The sequence below is a fragment of the Pseudomonas palmensis genome, from assembly GCF_049942755.1.
Taxonomy (GTDB): Bacteria; Pseudomonadota; Gammaproteobacteria; order Pseudomonadales; family Pseudomonadaceae; genus Aquipseudomonas; species Aquipseudomonas palmensis.
On record NZ_CP187958.1, the window covers coordinates 4,359,199 to 4,375,379 of the forward strand.

The following is a 16,181-nucleotide window of genomic DNA, read 5'->3' on the forward strand; positions in this document are numbered from 1 at the left end:
CAAGCTCTGGTAGCATCCGCGCCTATGACGTATTCAGGACGATTCACCTGCGGGTTGATTTTATGGGTTGCCAGCTGCGCGGTGTACGCACAGAGCGAGCTGGTAGTACGCATCAAGCCCGCCAACAACGAGCTCAAGGCCAACGTCGAAGGCTATATCGGCAGCCTTGGCACCCGCGATGAAGAAGCGCTGCTGCGCTTCAGCCGCGGCGCCGTGGAGCAGGCCAGAAAAGCCGCCCAGGCGCTGGGCTACTACCAGGCGCAGATCGACAGCCAGGTCAAACCTTCGCCCAAGGCCGACAAGGGCCCGCAACTGGTGCTCAGCATCGAGCCGGGCGAGCCGGTGCGCCTGCGCGAGGTGACCGTGCGCGTCGAGGGCCCGGCCAGCGAGATGACGGCCTTCCGGGTTCCTTCGAGCAAGGCGCTGCGGCCTGGGGCAGTGCTCAACCATGGCAACTACGAGGACGCCAAGCGACTGATCCAGAACCAGGCCTCGCGCTACGGTTTCTTCAGCGGGCATTTCCTGCGCCAGCGCCTGGCGGTCGACCCGGCGGCGGGTGTGGCGGATATCGAGCTGGTATACGACAGCGGCCCGCGTTACCAGCTGGGCAAGGTTCGCTTCGAAGGCGACGCGCCGTTCGACGAGAGCCTGCTGCAACGCATGGTGCCCTTCAAGCAAGGCACCCCCTACGACTCCGAACTGATCGCCGAACTGAACAACGCGCTGCAATCGAGTGGCTACTTCGAAGGCGTGCGGGTCGACGCTGCGCCCACTGCCGCCGTGGCGCAGAGCATCCCGGTAGAGGTGCAACTGCAAACCCGCAAGCCCCGTACCATGGGCCTGGGCCTTGGCTTTTCGACCGACGTCGGGCCGCGCGGCAAGGCCAACTGGACCCGCCACTGGGTCAACCCGCAAGGCCACAGCTATGGCCTGGAAACCGAACTTTCGGCGCCGCGCCAGAACGTCGGCCTGTGGTACGACATACCGCTCGACCCGCCGTTGACCGACAAGCTGCGCTTTGCCGGCGGCTACCAGAACGAAGAGATCGCCGGCACCGACAGCCTCAGCAAACTGCTCACCGTGGGCCCGGAATGGCACAGCAAGCTGCCCAGCGGCTGGCAGCGCGTGGTATCGCTCAAGTGGCAGCGCGAAGAGTACCGTCTGGGTGACGATTCGGGTTTGAGCACCCTGCTGATGCCGGGTGTGAGCTACAGCTACCTGCGCAGCGACAACCGCATCGACCCGCACAACGGCTACCGCTTGCAGTTCGACGCGCAGGTGGCCAAGGAAGGGCTGCTGTCCGACACCAACCTGCTGCATGGCAACGTGCTGCTCAAGGGCCTGACCACCGTGGCGCAGAACCACCGCTTCCTGGGCCGGGTGCAGTTCGGCGGCAGCGCCACCAACGGCTACAAGTCGGTGCCCCCCTCGCTGCGCTTCTTTGCCGGTGGCGACCAGAGCGTGCGTGGCTACGACTACCAGACCCTTTCACCCAAGAACGCCGATGGCGACCGTATCGGCGGGCGCTACCTGGTGGCCGCCAGTGCCGAGTACCAGTACTCGATCGCCGAGAAGTGGCGCCTGGCGACCTTCGTCGACCAGGGCAACTCGTTCAACAGCCTGGAGCTTCCCAGCCTCAAGACCGGCGTCGGCTTCGGTGTGCGCTGGGTGTCGCCGGTCGGCCCGCTGCGGCTCGACCTGGCCAAGGCGCTGGACGATGACGGCGGCATACGTTTGCACTTTTCCATGGGGCCCGAGTTGTGAGCAAGGTGTTGAAACGCGGCGGGCTGGCCCTGCTGGCGCTGCTGGTCGTGCTGGTGCTGGCCGTGGGTATCCTGCTGGGTACCCAGGCCGGCAGCCGCTGGGCCTTGAGCCTGGTGCCGGGCTTGCAGCTGGACAATTTTCAAGGCCGCCTTGGCGGGCAATGGCAGGCCGATCGGCTGATCTGGCAGCAGGGCGAGGACCGTGTCGAAGTGCTTGCGCCGGTGTTTGCCTGGTCGCCCGGCTGCCTGTTGCGCATGACCTTGTGTATCGACCAACTGCGCGCCGGGCAGGTCAACCTGGACTTCGCCCCCAGCGAGGCAGCGCCCGACAGCGGGCCGCTGCAGTTGCCCAGCCTCCAGTTGCCAGTGGCGATCGAACTGGGCGAAGTACAGGTCGGCCAGTTGCATCTGGACGGCAGCGAGCAGTTGAGCCAGTTGCAACTGGCTGCGCACTGGACCGCCCAGGGCCTGCAGATCGACAGCCTGAACCTGCAACGCGAAGACCTCAGCCTGAACCTCAGCGGCCTGCTGCAACCGGTGGGTGACTGGCCGTTGCAGCTGCAGGGCCAGGTGCAACTGCCGGCCATCGACGACCAGCCCTGGCAACTGGCGGTGCAGATAAAAGGCGACCTGCAGAAAAGCCTCGACCTGCAGGCCGACAGCAGCGGCTACCTGCAAGGGCGCCTGGCGGGTCAGTTGCAGCCCCTGGCCGAGCACCTGCCGGCCCAGGTACGCCTGAGCGCCACCGGCTTCAAGCCATCGGCCGGATTGCCGGACACCCTGCAGTTCGAGCAGCTGGAACTCAGTGCCTATGGCGACCTGGCAAAAGGTTACCAACTGGTGGGCGCCGGCCGCCTGCCGGCCGAGCAGGGGCCGATCAGCCTGAGCCTGCGTGGCCGGGTGGATGCCAAGGGCGCCCAGATCGCTGCCCTGGACCTGAGCGCCGCCGCGCAGCAGCGTGTCACGCTCAGCGCCACTGCCGACTGGCAGAGCGGTCTGGTTGCCGATGCCAGCATCGACTGGCTGGACTTCCCGTGGCTGCGCCTGTACCCGCTGGACGAGGCTCCGCAGGTCACGCTGCGGCGCCTGAACGCCAAGGTCAACTACCGCGACGGCAACTACCAGGGCGATTTCAGTGGCGACCTGGACGGGCCGGCAGGTGCCTTCAAGGTCAGCAGCCCGTTCAAGGGCGACCTGGGCCAGGTCAGCCTGCCACAGCTGGCCCTTGAAGCCGGCCAGGGCAAGGTGGCCGGCAGCGTCGCCGTGCAGTTTGCCGAGGGCGTGGCGTGGGACGCGGCGCTGGAATTGTCGGCGCTCAACCCGGCGTACTGGCTGGCCGAGCTGCCGGGTACCCTGGCGGGCCCGCTGCGCAGCAAGGGCGAACTCAAGGGCGACACGCTGCGCCTGAATGCCGACCTGGACCTCAAGGGGCGATTGCGCGGCCAGCCCGCCGTGCTGCAGGCCAAGGCCGACGGTGCAGGCGAGAACTGGACCCTGGGCACCTTGCTGATCCAGCTGGGGGACAACAAGATCAACGGCAGCGCCAGTGTGCAGCAACGCCTGGCCGGTCAGCTTGACCTCAACCTGCCGCGCCTGGGCCAGCTGTGGCCGCAACTGCAAGGCCAGCTCAAGGGTCGGCTCGATGTGGCCGGTACGCTCAAGGCGCCGCAGGGGCAACTGACCTTGCAGGGCCAGCAACTGGGCCAGGCCGAAAACCGCGTGCAACGCCTTGACCTGGACGCCCGGCTGGACAGCGCCCAGCGTGCCCTGATCGACCTGCAGGCCGGGTCGATCCGCCTGGGCGAAACCAACCTGGGCACCCTGACCGCCAAAGGCCAGGGCGACATTGGCAAGCAGCAATTGCAACTGGCCCTCGATGGGCCGCAGCTCAAGCTCGACCTGGGCCTGGACGGTCAGCTCGACAAGGGCAACTGGCGCGGACGCCTGGCCCGCGGCCAGGTGCAGGCGGGCGGGCAGGACTGGCAGCTGCAGGCACCGGCCAGGTTGCAGCGCCTGGCCAATGGGCAGGTGGATTTCGGCGCCCATTGCTGGCGCTCCGGGCAAGCCAGCCTGTGTGGTGAAGACCAGCGCCTGATGCCCGACCCGCGCCTGCGCTACCACCTCAAGCAGTTCCCGCTGCAAAGCCTGGCGCAGTGGTTGCCCAAGGACTTCGCCTGGCAGGGCATGCTCAATGCCGACATCAACCTCGACCTGCCGGCCAGCGGGCCCAAGGGGTCGATCGTGGTGGACGCCAGTGGCGGCACCTTGCGGGTGCGGGAAAAGGATCGATGGCTGGACTTTCCGTACCAGGCGCTGCGCCTGAACAGCACCCTGGGCCCGCGCCGCGTGGACACGCGCCTGGAGTTCGTGGGCGGGCGCCTGGGCGAGCTGACCCTGTCGGCGCGCATCGACCCGCTGGCGCGCAACAAGCCGCTGAGCGGAGACTTCCGCCTGAGCGGGCTGGAGCTGTCGGTGGGCCGGCCGTTCGCGCCGATGGTCGAGCGCCTGGCTGGCCAGCTCAACGGCAGCGGACAGATCACCGGTACGCTGCTGGCGCCCCAGGTCAACGGCAACCTGACGCTGAGCAATGGCGAAGTGTCGGGGGCCGAGTTGCCCATCAGCCTCAGCGACCTCAGCCTGCGGGCACAGATCGCAGGCGAGCAGGTGCAACTGGAGGGCGAGTGGAAGAGCGGCCCGGTCGGCCAGGGCCGCCTGAGTGGCCAGATCGGCTGGGCCCAGGGCCTGGCGGTGGAGTTGCAACTGCAGGGGCAGCGCCTGCCGGTCACCGTCGAACCCTACGCCAACCTGGAGGTGGCGCCGGACCTGAAGATCCACATGATCGGCGAAAAGCTCGCGGTCACCGGCAAGGTGCTGGTGCCCAAGGGCAAGATCACCGTGCGCGAACTGCCGCCTTCGACTGTCAAGGTGTCGGATGACACGGTCATCGTCGGCCACCAGACCGAGCAGGGCAAGGCGCCGATGGCCGTGGCCATGGACATCGACGTGGAGGTGGGGCAGGACAAGCTGGCATTCAGCGGCTTCGGCCTGACCGCCAACCTGCTGGGGCGCGTGCACATTGGCGACAACCTCGATACCCGTGGCGAGCTCAGCCTGGCCGATGGGCGCTACCGCGCCTATGGCCAGCGCCTGACCATCCGCCGTGCGCGCCTGCTGTTTGCCGGGCCGATCGACCAGCCCTACCTGGACATCGAGGCCATTCGCCAGACCGACGACGTGATTGCCGGCATCCGCCTCAGCGGCAGCGCCGAACAGCCCACCACCCAGGTGTTTTCCGAGCCGGCGATGAGCCAGGAGCAGGCCTTGTCGTACCTGGTGCTGGGGCGTCCGCTGGGCAATACCGGCGAAGACAACAACATGCTGGCGGAGGCGGCCCTGGGCCTGGGCCTGGCGGGCAGCGCGGGGATTACCGGCAGCCTGGCATCGAGCCTGGGCATCGAGGACTTCCAGCTCGATACCCAGGGCAGCGGCGACAACACCAGCGTGGTGGCCAGCGGCAAGCTGACCGAGCGCCTGAGCCTGCGCTACGGCGTAGGGGTGTTCGAGCCGGCCAACACCATCGCCTTGCGCTACCTGCTCAGCAAGAAGGTCTACCTGGAGGCTGCCAGCGGTATCGCCAGCTCGCTGGATATCTTCTACAAGCGCGACTTCTGATACGGCCCGTCAAGGGCTGCGCACACAACAACGCCAGGCGCGACCGCTCGCGCCTGGCGTTGTTGTGTGCGGGGTGTGTCTAGCGCGTGTGCGCTTCCTGGCGCCGGATGTTGCCGATCTGGCGCAGGCTCAACCCGTACTTGTCGGCCAGCACGCTGCGTGACTGGCCATTGGAGCTTTCCTGCTGGATCTGCTGGTTGCGCAGCTGGCGATTGAAGTGGTCGGCCTTGGGAATCTCCAGCGCCATGCCGGCGTAGCGCTTGATCAATGCATCCAGCGCTTCGGTTGGCAGGATCTCGGCCAGCGTGGTGCGCTCGCGGTGCTTGGGAATGTACTTGGGGCGGCCGCCGTAGATGGTGGTCAGGCGGTAGGCATGCTCCAGCCCGATGCATTCGATGAGCATCTGCAGTGACTGGGGCAGTTGTTCGATGTCGATCTTGTTCAGGTCACACAGTTCCATGATGACTTCCTTGTTGGCGGTATGAGCGAAGGGGCCACTTCATCGGGTGCCGTCCGTGCCTGAGCATCCTTGCCAGGTGCGGCGCGCCCCACGTCGACAGCGTTGAACTGCCAAGTGGCCTGAAGGAATTCTCGGTCAACCGCCAAGGGGAGATCTAGGCAGCAAGCGGGTCAGGGGAGGTAGTCTTTCCGTACACATTGCGTGAGGAAGTCGGTGGTCTGTTGTAGGAACCAGCGGCGCCAGGGAGGGCGTGGCCGCGTGTCTGCGGCGAGCCTGCTCCAGTGCTGTGGTTCAGGTTGCTCAACCCTGAACGCAGGGCACGGGCACACCTGGCGGATGATTTCAGGTTGTCGCGTCGGGAAAAACCGGGAAACATCCTCCTGCGTGACGTGGCGTTGTATCATGGCCGCCGGCCGCAGTAGGGCCCTCAAACCCGTTGTCGTAAGGATTTTTCAATGACTCAAGCTCAACGCCTGAAATACTCGATCCTGGTTGCCCTGGTGGTGCTGGCAATCATGCTGGGCGGCTCGTACCTGCAGAACGCCGGCGTGATCAGCGAAAAGGTGTTCCAGTACATTGCCATCGGCGTAGCCGTATTGGCCGTGATCGTGAACGGCATCATGCGGCGCAAGGTCAAGTTCTGACCGCTTGCGAGGCTGCGGCCGGCGTCACCCGGCCGTTGGCCTAGCGTGAAACCGGCTGTTCCAGCACCGCGCGAGCCTCGGGGTTGAGGCTGTAGCACTTGTCGCTGCCCAGGCTGATCACACCTTCGACGCACAGGCGCTTGAGCACTTCGCGAACGCTCAGGAACGACAGCGGAATATCCAGCTGCTCGAGCTGGCTGTGCACCCCGCGCACCCCGATACTGCGCCCCTCTCTGGCGGCCGCGTGCAGCGCATCGATGACCTTCAGCCGGATCAGGCTGGTGCGCAGGCCGAATGCCTTGAGCAGTTCGCGGATATGTTCGTTGCCGGCGCGGTCCGGTTCAGCCGCTTCGGGCTTTTCCGGCAGCGGCGCGTGGGCTTTGCGTCTGAAACGCAGCGGTGTGATTGGCTGTTGCTGGTTGTACATGTGAAAACTCCCTTTCCCGAGCCTGTCCAGTTTGCGTGTGGTGCTCTCACTCTATAAGACGAACGAGCGCGGCAAATCTGCATCGGCAAGGCAAAAAATATTGCCTTTATGTAGAGAAAGACGAACGAGCGGCGCAAAAGCGGTAAATTTTCATGATGAAATTCGTCTAGTCAGGATGTTCGTTCACCCTGATGCTGCCGGAGTCCGCGTGTCTGCCAATCGCTCGATCCCCTCGTTCTGCCTGACGGCCCTGCTGGTTGCTCTGAGTTGTTCAGCCCACGCCCGCGAGGCGCCGCCGGGCGAGGCCCGGGCCGAGATCCGCCGCACCAGCTTCGGTGTGCCGCACATCGTGGCCCGCGATGAGCGTGGCCTGGGCTATGGCATCGGGTATGCCTACGCGCAGGACAACCTGTGCCTGCTGGCCAACGAAGTGGTGACCGTCAACGGTGAGCGCTCGCGGTTCTTCGGGCCGCAGGCGCTGACCCTGGAGCAGCGTGAAAACCTGGCCAGCGACGTGTTTTTCACCTGGCTGAACACGCCGGCGGCGGTGTCTGCGTACTGGCAGGCGCAACCGGCGCCGATCCGTTCATTGCTCGAAGGCTACGCGCTGGGCTACAACCGCGCGCTGGCCGAGCGCACTGCCCAGGGCTTGCCAGCCCAGTGTCAGCAGGCCGAGTGGCTGCGCCCCATCACCGCCCTGGACCTGGTCAAGCTGACCCGGCGCCTGCTGGTCGAGGGTGGGGCCGGGCAGTTCGTCGAAGCCGTGGCCGGTGCCGCGCCCCCCGGTGCAGCGGCGGGGTTGCCGGCTGCGGCCTTCAGTATGGCCCAGGCGCGTCAGGCCAACTTTGCGCTTGAGCGCGGCAGCAACGCGGTGGCGATAGGGCACGAGCGTTCGGCCAATGGCCGTGGCCTGTTGCTGGCCAACCCGCATTTCCCGTGGGTGGGTGGCATGCGCTTCTACCAGATGCAGTTGAGCATCCCCGGCAAGCTGAACGTGATGGGCGCCGCGTTGCCCGGCCTGCCGCTGATCAACATCGGTTTCAACCGGCATCTGGCCTGGACGCACACCGTCGACACCTCCCGGCACTTCACCTTGCACCGCTTGCAACTGGACCCGAAAGATTCGACCCGCTACCTGCTCGACGGCGTGTCCACCCCCATGACCCGCCAGCCGGTGAGCGTGTCGGTCAAGGCTGAGGACGGCCAGCAGCAGGTGGTCACCCGCGAGCTGTACGGCACGATCTACGGCCCGCTGGTGCAGTGGCCCGGGCGGCTGGACTGGACCGGGCAGGTTGCCTTCAGCCTGCGTGATGCCAACCTGGGCAACACCCGCGTGCTGCAGCAGTGGTACAGCATGAACCAGGCCGACAGCCTGCAGGCCCTGCAGCAGTCGGTGCAGCGCCTGCAGGGCATACCCTGGGTCAACACCCTGGCGGTGGATGCCAGGGGGCAGGCGTTGTACCTGAACCAGTCGGTGGTGCCCTATGTGGATGCGCCGCTGCTGGCGCAGTGCAGCGACCCGGCGGCGGGCCTGGAACTGATCGTGCTCGACGGTTCGCGCAGCGCCTGCAACTGGAAGGTCGATGCGCGAGCGGCGCAGCCCGGTATCTTCCCCGCGCAACTGCAGCCAAGCCTGCTGCGTGGCGACTTCGTACAGCACTCCAACGATTCGGCCTGGATGGTCAACCCGGCGCAGCCGCTGCGCGGCTACTCGCCGATCATCAGCCGCGAAGACGTGCCCCTGGGCCCGCGCAGCCGCTTTGCCCTGCAGCGGTTGAACCGCCCCGGCAAGATCAGCGCGCAGGACCTGCACCACATGGTCATGGACGACAAGGTGTACCTGGCCGAGCTGGCGCTGCCCGACCTGTTGCAGTGGTGCAAGGGCGCGACGGCCGATCCGCAGCTCAAGGCCGTTTGCGACAGCCTGGCGGCGTGGGATGGCAAGGCCGGCCTGGCCAGTGGCATCGGCCTGGTGCACTTCCAGAACATCCTGCAGGCGTTGCAGGAGCACGGTGAGTTCTGGCGCGTGGCATTCGATCCGGCCGACCCCCAGCACACCCCACGCGGCCTTGCGCTGGAGCGTGCCGAGGTGGCCAGGGCCGTGCGTGCGGCGGCATTGGCGTCGCAGGCGCAGGTGGCCGAGGCCGGGCTGAGTGCGAATGTGCAGTGGGGGCAGATCCAGCAGGCGGGCGACGGCACGCCGATGCATGGCGGGCCGTCGAGCCTTGGGGTGTACAACGCCATGCAGAGCGTGCCGGGCGAGGGGGGCAAGCGCACCGTGATCAGCGGCACCAGTTACCTGCAGGTGGTCAGTTTCGATGACAAGGGGCCGCACGCGCAGGGGCTGCTGGCGTTTTCCCAGTCCAGCGAGGCGGGGTCGGTGCATGCCAGTGACCAGACTCGTGCGTTCTCGGCCGGGCACTGGCACACCATTCCATTCACCGAGGCGCAGATCAAGGCGGACCCGCAGTATCAGGTGCAGGTGATACGTGAGACGGATACTGCAGCTGTAGCCAGCAGCCCACGTTGAGCGTCGGCTGCATCGCGGGTCAAGCCCGCTCCCACCAGGATTGCGCACTACCTGTGGGAGCGGGCTTGACCCGCGATAGCGTGGCTACGTATTCAGATCCCGCAACAACAGCCCGTAGCCCAGCTCCACCTGTTCGGGAATCGGCAGGTACACCGTGTGCCCATCCCCCGGCGCCACCTCCAGCGGATTGCCCGCGCGATCCCGCAGCTGGTGCAGGTCGAAATGGTAGTTGCCCCGCGGCGTCATCAGCTCCAGGTGATCGCCCAGCCCGAAACGGTTCTTGACCTTGACCTCGGCCAGCCCGTCGACCCGTTCCCCGGTCAGCTCGCCCACGAATTGCTGGCGCTCGGACACCGAGTTGCCCCGCTCGTAGTTCTGGTACTCGTCGTGCACGTGGCGGCGCAAGAAGCCTTCGGTGTAGCCGCGTTGCGCCAATGACTCCAGGTCGAGCATCAGCGAACGGTCGAATTCACGCCCCGCCAGCGCATCGTCGATGGCCTGCCGGTACGCCTGGGTGGTGCGGGCACAGTAGAAGTGCGACTTGGTACGCCCCTCGATCTTCAGCGAGTGTACCCCCATGCGGGTCAGGCGCCCGACGTGCTGCACGGCACGCAGGTCCTTGGCGTTCATGATGTAGGTGCCGTGCTCGTCCTCGAATGCCGGCATGTCTTCGCCGGGCCGGTTGGCTTCCTGCAGCACGAACACCTGGTTGGTGGGGGCGCCGACGCCCAGGGTCGGCTGGACTTCGCGCACGATGTCACCCACCTCGTTTTCCTGGGCCGGGGTGGCGCTGTACTGCCAGCGGCAGGCGTTGGTGCAGCTGCCCTGGTTGGCATCGCGCCGGTTCAGGTAGCCCGACAGCAGGCAGCGCCCCGAATACGCCATGCACAGGGCGCCGTGCACGAACACTTCCAGCTCCATCGCCGGCACCTGCTGGCGGATCTCTTCGATTTCTTCCAGCGACAGCTCCCGGGACAGGATCACCCGGCTCAGGCCCTGGGATTGCCAGAACGCGACACTGGCCCAGTTCACCGTATTGGCCTGTACTGACAGGTGGATCGGCATGGCCGGGAAGTGCTGGCGCACCAGCATGATCAGCCCAGGGTCGGACATGATCAGCGCGTCCGGGCCCATGGCGATCACAGGTTCCAGGTCCTTGAGGAAGGTCTTGAGCTTGGCATTGTGCGGGGCGATGTTGACCACCACGTAGAACCGCTTGCCCTGGGCCTGGGCTTCCTGGATGCCCAGCGCCAGGTTGGCATGGTCGAATTCGTTGTTGCGCACACGCAGGCTGTAGCGCGGCTGGCCGGCGTAGACCGCATCGGCGCCATAGGCGAAGGCATAGCGCATGTTCTTCAGGGTGCCGGCAGGGGCGAGCAGTTCGGGTCGGGCGAGGTGGGTCATGGCAAGGTCGCGACAAAAGCGCGGATGCTACGCGCCTGCACCACCGATTTTATTGATCCACGGCAACGGCACTTTCTGCAGTGCGCCGCGCACTAATCATCAGAGCGCAAAGGAGCGGACATGAACGAATCGGTATTGCAGCAAAAAGCCCTGATGTGGTTGCTGGTCCTGGTGACCCTGGCCTTCATCTGGATTCTATTGCCCTACTACGGCGCGGTGTTCTGGGCGGTGATCCTGGGCATCGTGTTTGCGCCGTTGCAGCGCCGGTTGCTGTTGCGCCTGGGCTGGCGGCGCAACCTGGCAGCGGGCATCACGCTGCTGGTGTGCCTGCTGATCGCGATTCTGCCGGTGATCGTCATCAGCACGCTGCTGGTTCAGGAAGGCGCCACGCTGTACAAGAACATCGAGAGCGGCCAACTGGATATCGCCGGCTACATCGAGCGCTTCAAGGACATGCTGCCCGCTGTGGCCCAGCATGGCCTGGAACGCCTGGGTATGGGGGATCTGGAGGGCTTGCGCGACAAGATCGCCAAGGGCGCGATGCAGGGCAGCCAGTTCTTCGCCACCCAGGCGTTCAGCTTCGGGCAGGGCACGTTCGAGTTCCTGGTGAGCTTCGGCATCATGCTGTACCTGCTGTACTTCTTCCTGCGCGATGGCGCCGAGCTGGTGCGCAAGATCCGCACGGCGGTGCCCCTGGCCGAACACCAGAAGCGTCGCCTGCAACTGAAGTTCAATCGCGTGGTGCGTGCCACGGTCAAGGGCAACCTGCTGGTGGCGGTGACCCAGGGCGCGCTCGGCGGGTTCATCTTCTGGGTGCTGGATATCCCCAGTGCGCTGGTGTGGGCGGTGCTGATGGCGTTTCTGTCGCTGCTGCCGGCGGTGGGTGCCGGCATCGTGTGGGGCCCGGTGGCCGCGTACTTCCTGCTCAGTGGTTCGATCTGGCAGGGTGTGGTGCTTGCCGCCTTCGGGGTGTTCGTGATCGGCCTGGTGGACAACGTGCTGCGCCCGATCCTGGTGGGCAAGGACACCCGCATGCCCGACTACCTGATCCTGATCTCGACCCTGGGCGGGCTGGCGGTGTTCGGCCTCAACGGCTTCGTCATCGGGCCGTTGATCGCGGCGCTGTTCATGTCCAGCTGGGGGATTTTCGTGGCGACCAAGCCTCAGGTGCAACTGCCCTGAGGCGCCGCTGGCGAGCGTCACTTCCAGCTATAGGACATGCCCACGTAGGCTGCGAAGCCTTCGCCGGGGGTGGAGCGTGCGGCATCGAGGCCCTTGTCGTCGTAGCCGGGCGTCACGGTTGCGGCATAGCGCTGGTTGGTGAGGTTGCGCAGGTCGAGCCAGGTGGCCCAGTCCTGTCGGGGGGAGGCGTAGCCGAAGGTTGCGCCCAGCAGGGCATACGCATCGGCCTGGTAGGAGTTGGCGTAGTCGACCTGCACCTTTGAGGCCATCTGCGTGTTGAGCCCGGCATAGAAGCCGCTGGGATGGTCCAGGCGCACCTGCGCCTGGTAGTAGTGCATCGGCATGCCGGGCAGGCGGTTGTCGCCGAACGCCGCGTCATCGCGGTAGTGGAAGTCGCTGAAGGTGTAGGCCTGGCGCAGCGACACCCGGCCAACTCCGCTGTGTTCCCACAGCAGGCTGTCGAGGCTGGCTTCCACCCCCTGGTGCACGGTAGGGCTGGCATTCACCTCGCCGACGATGGCGTTGGTGGTGCTGCTGGCGGCCACGGTTTCCACTGTCAGCAGTTCGTGGCGCACGGCCGAGTAGTACCAGGCCAGGTCCCAGCGCCCCAGCCGCGAGTCGCCGCGTGCGCCGAGCTCCAGGGTGGTGGCGGTCTGGTTGCGCAGCTCGATGGGTTGGGTCTGCAGGCCTTTGATCGCTGGCGAGCTCCAGATCAGTGCCCAGGGGTGCGCAGGCTCCACCGAGCGGCTCAGGTTGCCGTACAGCTGCAGCGCGGGGCTGAAGTCGTAGCGCAGCCCCAGGCGCGGGGCGTAGTCCCAGTCATGCTGGCTGACCTTGCCGCCGCTGGCCGGATAGGTGACGGCGCTTTCGCGGCGGGTATAGATGATCGCCAGGCCGCTGGTCAGCCACAGGTCTGGCACCAGTTCCAGTTCGTTGCTGAAGTGGAGGACGCTGTCCGAGCCCTGGTAGGTGAAGTCGCGGGTCTTGGTGCCTATGGGCTGAGTGGGGTCGGTCTCGACCCGCACGAACTCCGAGGCCCCCGTGTTGGGCAGGTGCTTTGTGGTGCGCCAGCCGAGGGTGGTCTTGCTCTCGTGGCCGAACAGGGTGTCGCGGCGCAGGTAGTTGAGCGTGCCGCTGACGTCGGTGTACGCCACCTTGAGGCGCTTGGTGCCTTCACGCAGGTCCATCGGGTAGTCGTGGTAGACCAGGCCGGCTTCCAGTTGCGAGTCGTCATCGAGGTAGAAGGTGGTCTTGTTGCCCAGCCAGGTGCTGCCCGGTTGCGGGCGGCTGGCGTCGCGGCTCAGGTACAGCGGGTTGGCAGCGCGCGGGTGGTGCTTGATCTGGTCCTTGGTCAGGCGCCCGGCCAGTTCGTTTTCAGTTTCGCGGTAACGCAGGTAGAAGCGGGTTTCCAGGTTGGGGTTGAAGCGGTAGCCGACGTTGGCGGCGATGCCCTTGCTGCTGCCGCTGCTGTGGTCCTGGTAGCCGTCGTATTCCGAGTCGGTGAGGGCGACGTAGTAGTCCAGGTCACCCAGTACCTGGCCGGAGCTGACCTGGCGTTTGCCGTAGCCACGGCTGCCGGCCTCGACCCGTACCTGCAGGGGCGCGGCGTCGTAGCCGGTGTGGGTCACGTAATTGATGGCGCCGCCCAGGGCCAGGGCGCCGCGATCGAAGCCGTTGGCGCCGCGCAGTACCTCGGCGCGGCTTAGCCACAGGGGCTCGAACAGTTCATAGGGCGTGCCGCCGGGGCCGGTCAGTGGCAGGCCGTCGAACAGGGTGTATACACCGGAGCCGTGGGCGCCGGGGGCACGGTTCAGGCCCGAGCCGCGAATCGACAGTTTGATGCCGTCGTTGCCGGCGGATTGGGCGAACACGCCGGGCTGGTAGGCGAGCACGTCCTGGTTGCTGGCGACGCGGCCTTGTTCGACCTGTTGCATGTCGATCAGGTTGGTGGCCCCGGGGATTTGCTGCAGGCGCTCACGGGCGTCCTGAAGCTCGTTGTGTTCCTGGTCCTGGATCAGTACCTGGCCGAGTTCGATGCCTGGGTTGGCTTGGGCGGTGGCGGTGCAGGCGATCAGTACGGCGAGGGACGAGCGGGGCAGGGTGGGGTGCATCGAAGGGGTTCCGGGACGGTTGGGCGGCTATCTGACGTTGCAAGTATCAGACGAAGCACAGTGGGTGATCTGTAGTGCAGTCATGTTTTTGATCTGCTCTGGATATGTTCACGGTCGTCGATTTTATCGAGCGGTGTGTTTATCCGGCATGGATAGCGCTGCGAATGACGCCTTCCGCTCTTACAGCGGGTCACTTTTGCAAGGACGCAAAAGTAACCAAAAAGTCCCCGGCCAAACATACGGCCCTACGCTTCGCTCCGGGTTCCCTCCCTCCGGCGCCGTCCAGGGGGCACGCGACCCGAGTTGCTGCGCAACTCTAACAGTCGCTCGCTTCGGCTAACGCCGAAGGGGCTACGCCCCGCCCCCTGCACGACACCTCCACTCGGCCTCCTGACAGGCCGGACAATCAAGATCAAGATCAAGAGCAAGAGCAACGGCGGTTTGGTGTATTGGTTGTTCAATCGCCAAAAACAAAACACCCCGCCGAAGCGGGGTGTCCTGTCAATGCATCAGCACTCAACCAAGCAACTGCAAACCTGCATGCTGCACCAGGTCCAGCAACGGCTGCGGATATACACCCAGCACGAACGCCAGAATCGCAATCGCCAGCAACATCACGCCACCGGTACGCTGCTCCCAGTTCAACGGCGCATCGTGACGACGCAGGTTCGGCTCGATCAGGTACAGGGTGACCATCACGCGCAGGTAGTAGAACACCCCGATCGCACTACCGATCACCAACGCACCCACCAGCCACCACAGCTGCGACTCGACGCCGGTAGCAATGATGTAGAACTTGCCGATGAAGCCCGCGGTCAGCGGAATACCCGCCAGCGACAGCATCATCACGGTCAGTACCGCCGTCAGGTACGGACGACGCCAGAACAGGCCGCGGTACTCGTACAGGGCATCGGCATCACGGCCCTTGTAAGGCGAGGACATCAGGGTGATGACGCCAAACGCGCCCAGGCTGGTGATCACGTAGGTCACCAGGTACACGCCAATGGCTTCCACCGCCATGCCCTTGCTCGCCACCAGCGCAATCAGCAGGTAACCGAAGTGGGCGATCGAGGAGTAACCCAGCAGACGCTTGAGGTTGCTCTGGGTCAGCGCCAGCAGGTTGCCGACCAGAATCGAGGCCACTGCAATCACCGACAGCACGGTGGTCAGCACGCCGCTGCTGGCAGCAGGGGAGAGCATGAACAGGCGTACCACAACGGCGAATACAGCCACCTTGCTCGCGGTGGCCAGGAACGCGGCGACCGGCGCCGGAGCACCTTCGTATACGTCCGGGGTCCACAGGTGGAACGGTACCAGCGACAGCTTGAACGCCAGGCCGACCAGCATCATGCCCAGGCCCAGCTGGGCAATCAGGCTTGGCAGGCTGGTGGTGGCCAGGGCCTTGCCGATGCCGTCGAAGCTCAGGCTGCCGGCGTCGGCATACAGCAGCGCCATGCCGAACAGCAGGAACGCGGAACCGGCTGCCGACAGCACCATGTACTTGATGCCGGCTTCCAGCGAACGCTTGTTGAAGAATGCATACGCCACCAGGCCATACACCGGTACCGAGAGCAGCTCCAGGCCGATGAACAGGCCGGCCAGGTGTTGCGCGCAGACCAGCACCAGGCCGCCCAGGGCCGCCATCAGGATCAGCAGGTAGAGCTCTTCGCGGTTGCCCGGGTAGCCCTTGCCGCCGTCACCCAGGTAGGCATGCGCCAGGGTCACGCAGGCCAGGGTGGCGACCAGGATCAACGCCATGTACAGGCACGCGAAGCTGTCGACGGTCAGCAATGGGGTGACCGCCAGCGGGGCCACCTTGAGGGTCGGGATGATCGACAGCAGGGCCAGGTTCAGCCCCACGGTCGACAGCAGGAAGGTTTGCGAGTGATTGCGGCGCCAGGCGATGGCCAGCATCACCACGACGATGGTGATACTGGTGATCAGCAGTGGCGCAAGCGCAATAAAGTGTTGAATCGTCAGGTCCATAG

The 16,181-nt window shown here is 65.6% G+C and carries 10 protein-coding genes; 5 read left to right on the top strand and 5 right to left on the bottom strand.

Annotated elements, in window-relative coordinates; genetic code table 11:
- Positions 1-24: 24 nt before the first annotated feature.
- Complete coding sequence (locus tag ACPRTJ_RS20170; protein WP_043860882.1) at positions 25-1,764, top strand: autotransporter assembly complex protein TamA; 1,740 nt, start codon at positions 25-27, stop codon at positions 1,762-1,764.
- On the top strand, positions 1,761-5,435 hold the full coding sequence (locus ACPRTJ_RS20175) for a translocation/assembly module TamB domain-containing protein (RefSeq protein WP_104572628.1): 3,675 nt from the start codon (positions 1,761-1,763) through the stop codon (positions 5,433-5,435). Before ACPRTJ_RS20170 ends, ACPRTJ_RS20175 begins: the two co-directional genes overlap by 4 nt.
- Before the next feature lie 79 nt (positions 5,436-5,514).
- Here ACPRTJ_RS20175 and ACPRTJ_RS20180 read toward each other — a convergent pair whose 3' ends face one another.
- Positions 5,515-5,895, bottom strand: a complete 381-nt coding sequence (locus ACPRTJ_RS20180; RefSeq protein ID WP_043860880.1) for a Mor transcription activator family protein — start codon at positions 5,893-5,895, stop codon at positions 5,515-5,517.
- 455 nt (positions 5,896-6,350) lie between these two features.
- Here ACPRTJ_RS20180 and ACPRTJ_RS20185 point away from each other — a divergent pair, with 455 nt between their 5' ends.
- Positions 6,351-6,539, top strand: coding sequence for a hypothetical protein (locus ACPRTJ_RS20185; protein WP_043860879.1), 189 nt, complete (start codon positions 6,351-6,353; stop codon positions 6,537-6,539).
- Between the two features lie 40 nt (positions 6,540-6,579).
- Here the strand turns inward: ACPRTJ_RS20185 and ACPRTJ_RS20190 are convergent, their stop codons facing one another.
- A complete protein-coding gene (locus tag ACPRTJ_RS20190; protein WP_088515161.1) occupies positions 6,580-6,966 on the bottom strand; it encodes a fe2+ zn2+ uptake regulation protein in 387 nt (128 codons plus the stop codon).
- 208 nt (positions 6,967-7,174) lie between these two features.
- Between ACPRTJ_RS20190 and ACPRTJ_RS20195 the strand changes: the two genes are divergently transcribed.
- A complete protein-coding gene (locus ACPRTJ_RS20195) occupies positions 7,175-9,496 on the top strand; it encodes an acylase (RefSeq protein WP_415378142.1) in 2,322 nt (773 codons plus the stop codon).
- An 84-nt stretch (positions 9,497-9,580) separates the two neighbouring features.
- Here ACPRTJ_RS20195 and yegQ read toward each other — a convergent pair whose 3' ends face one another.
- A complete protein-coding gene (yegQ, locus tag ACPRTJ_RS20200) occupies positions 9,581-10,900 on the bottom strand; it encodes a tRNA 5-hydroxyuridine modification protein YegQ (protein ID WP_116054807.1) in 1,320 nt (439 codons plus the stop codon).
- A gap of 120 nt (positions 10,901-11,020) precedes the next feature.
- On the opposite strand from yegQ, the gene ACPRTJ_RS20205 reads away from it, so the two are divergent.
- Positions 11,021-12,082, top strand: coding sequence for an AI-2E family transporter (locus ACPRTJ_RS20205; RefSeq protein WP_043860876.1), 1,062 nt, complete (start codon positions 11,021-11,023; stop codon positions 12,080-12,082).
- Between the two features lie 17 nt (positions 12,083-12,099).
- Here the strand turns inward: ACPRTJ_RS20205 and ACPRTJ_RS20210 are convergent, their stop codons facing one another.
- The gene (locus ACPRTJ_RS20210; RefSeq protein WP_116054804.1) at positions 12,100-14,193 is read right to left on the bottom strand and encodes a TonB-dependent receptor domain-containing protein; all 2,094 of its coding nucleotides are present in this window, start codon (positions 14,191-14,193) and stop codon (positions 12,100-12,102) included.
- Positions 14,194-14,709: 516 nt separating this feature from the next.
- Positions 14,710-16,179 carry an NADH-quinone oxidoreductase subunit NuoN gene (gene nuoN, locus ACPRTJ_RS20215; RefSeq protein WP_043860874.1) on the bottom strand — a complete coding sequence of 490 codons (1,470 nt, stop codon included), beginning with the start codon at positions 16,177-16,179 and terminating at the stop codon, positions 14,710-14,712.
- Between the last annotated feature and the right edge of the window lie 2 nt (positions 16,180-16,181).

Excerpts from the sequence above, each read along its gene's own strand:
- ACPRTJ_RS20170 (WP_043860882.1), top strand. The coding sequence starts at position 25 with ATGACGTATTCAGGACGATTCACCTGCGGGTTGATTTTATGGGTTGCC.
- ACPRTJ_RS20180 (WP_043860880.1), bottom strand. The coding sequence starts at position 5,895 with ATGGAACTGTGTGACCTGAACAAGATCGACATCGAACAACTGCCCCAG.
- ACPRTJ_RS20185 (WP_043860879.1), top strand. The coding sequence starts at position 6,351 with ATGACTCAAGCTCAACGCCTGAAATACTCGATCCTGGTTGCCCTGGTG.
- ACPRTJ_RS20190 (WP_088515161.1), bottom strand. The coding sequence starts at position 6,966 with ATGTACAACCAGCAACAGCCAATCACACCGCTGCGTTTCAGACGCAAA.
- yegQ (WP_116054807.1), bottom strand. The coding sequence starts at position 10,900 with ATGACCCACCTCGCCCGACCCGAACTGCTCGCCCCTGCCGGCACCCTG.
- ACPRTJ_RS20205 (WP_043860876.1), top strand. The coding sequence starts at position 11,021 with ATGAACGAATCGGTATTGCAGCAAAAAGCCCTGATGTGGTTGCTGGTC.
- ACPRTJ_RS20210 (WP_116054804.1), bottom strand. The coding sequence starts at position 14,193 with ATGCACCCCACCCTGCCCCGCTCGTCCCTCGCCGTACTGATCGCCTGC.
- nuoN (WP_043860874.1), bottom strand. The coding sequence starts at position 16,179 with ATGGACCTGACGATTCAACACTTTATTGCGCTTGCGCCACTGCTGATC.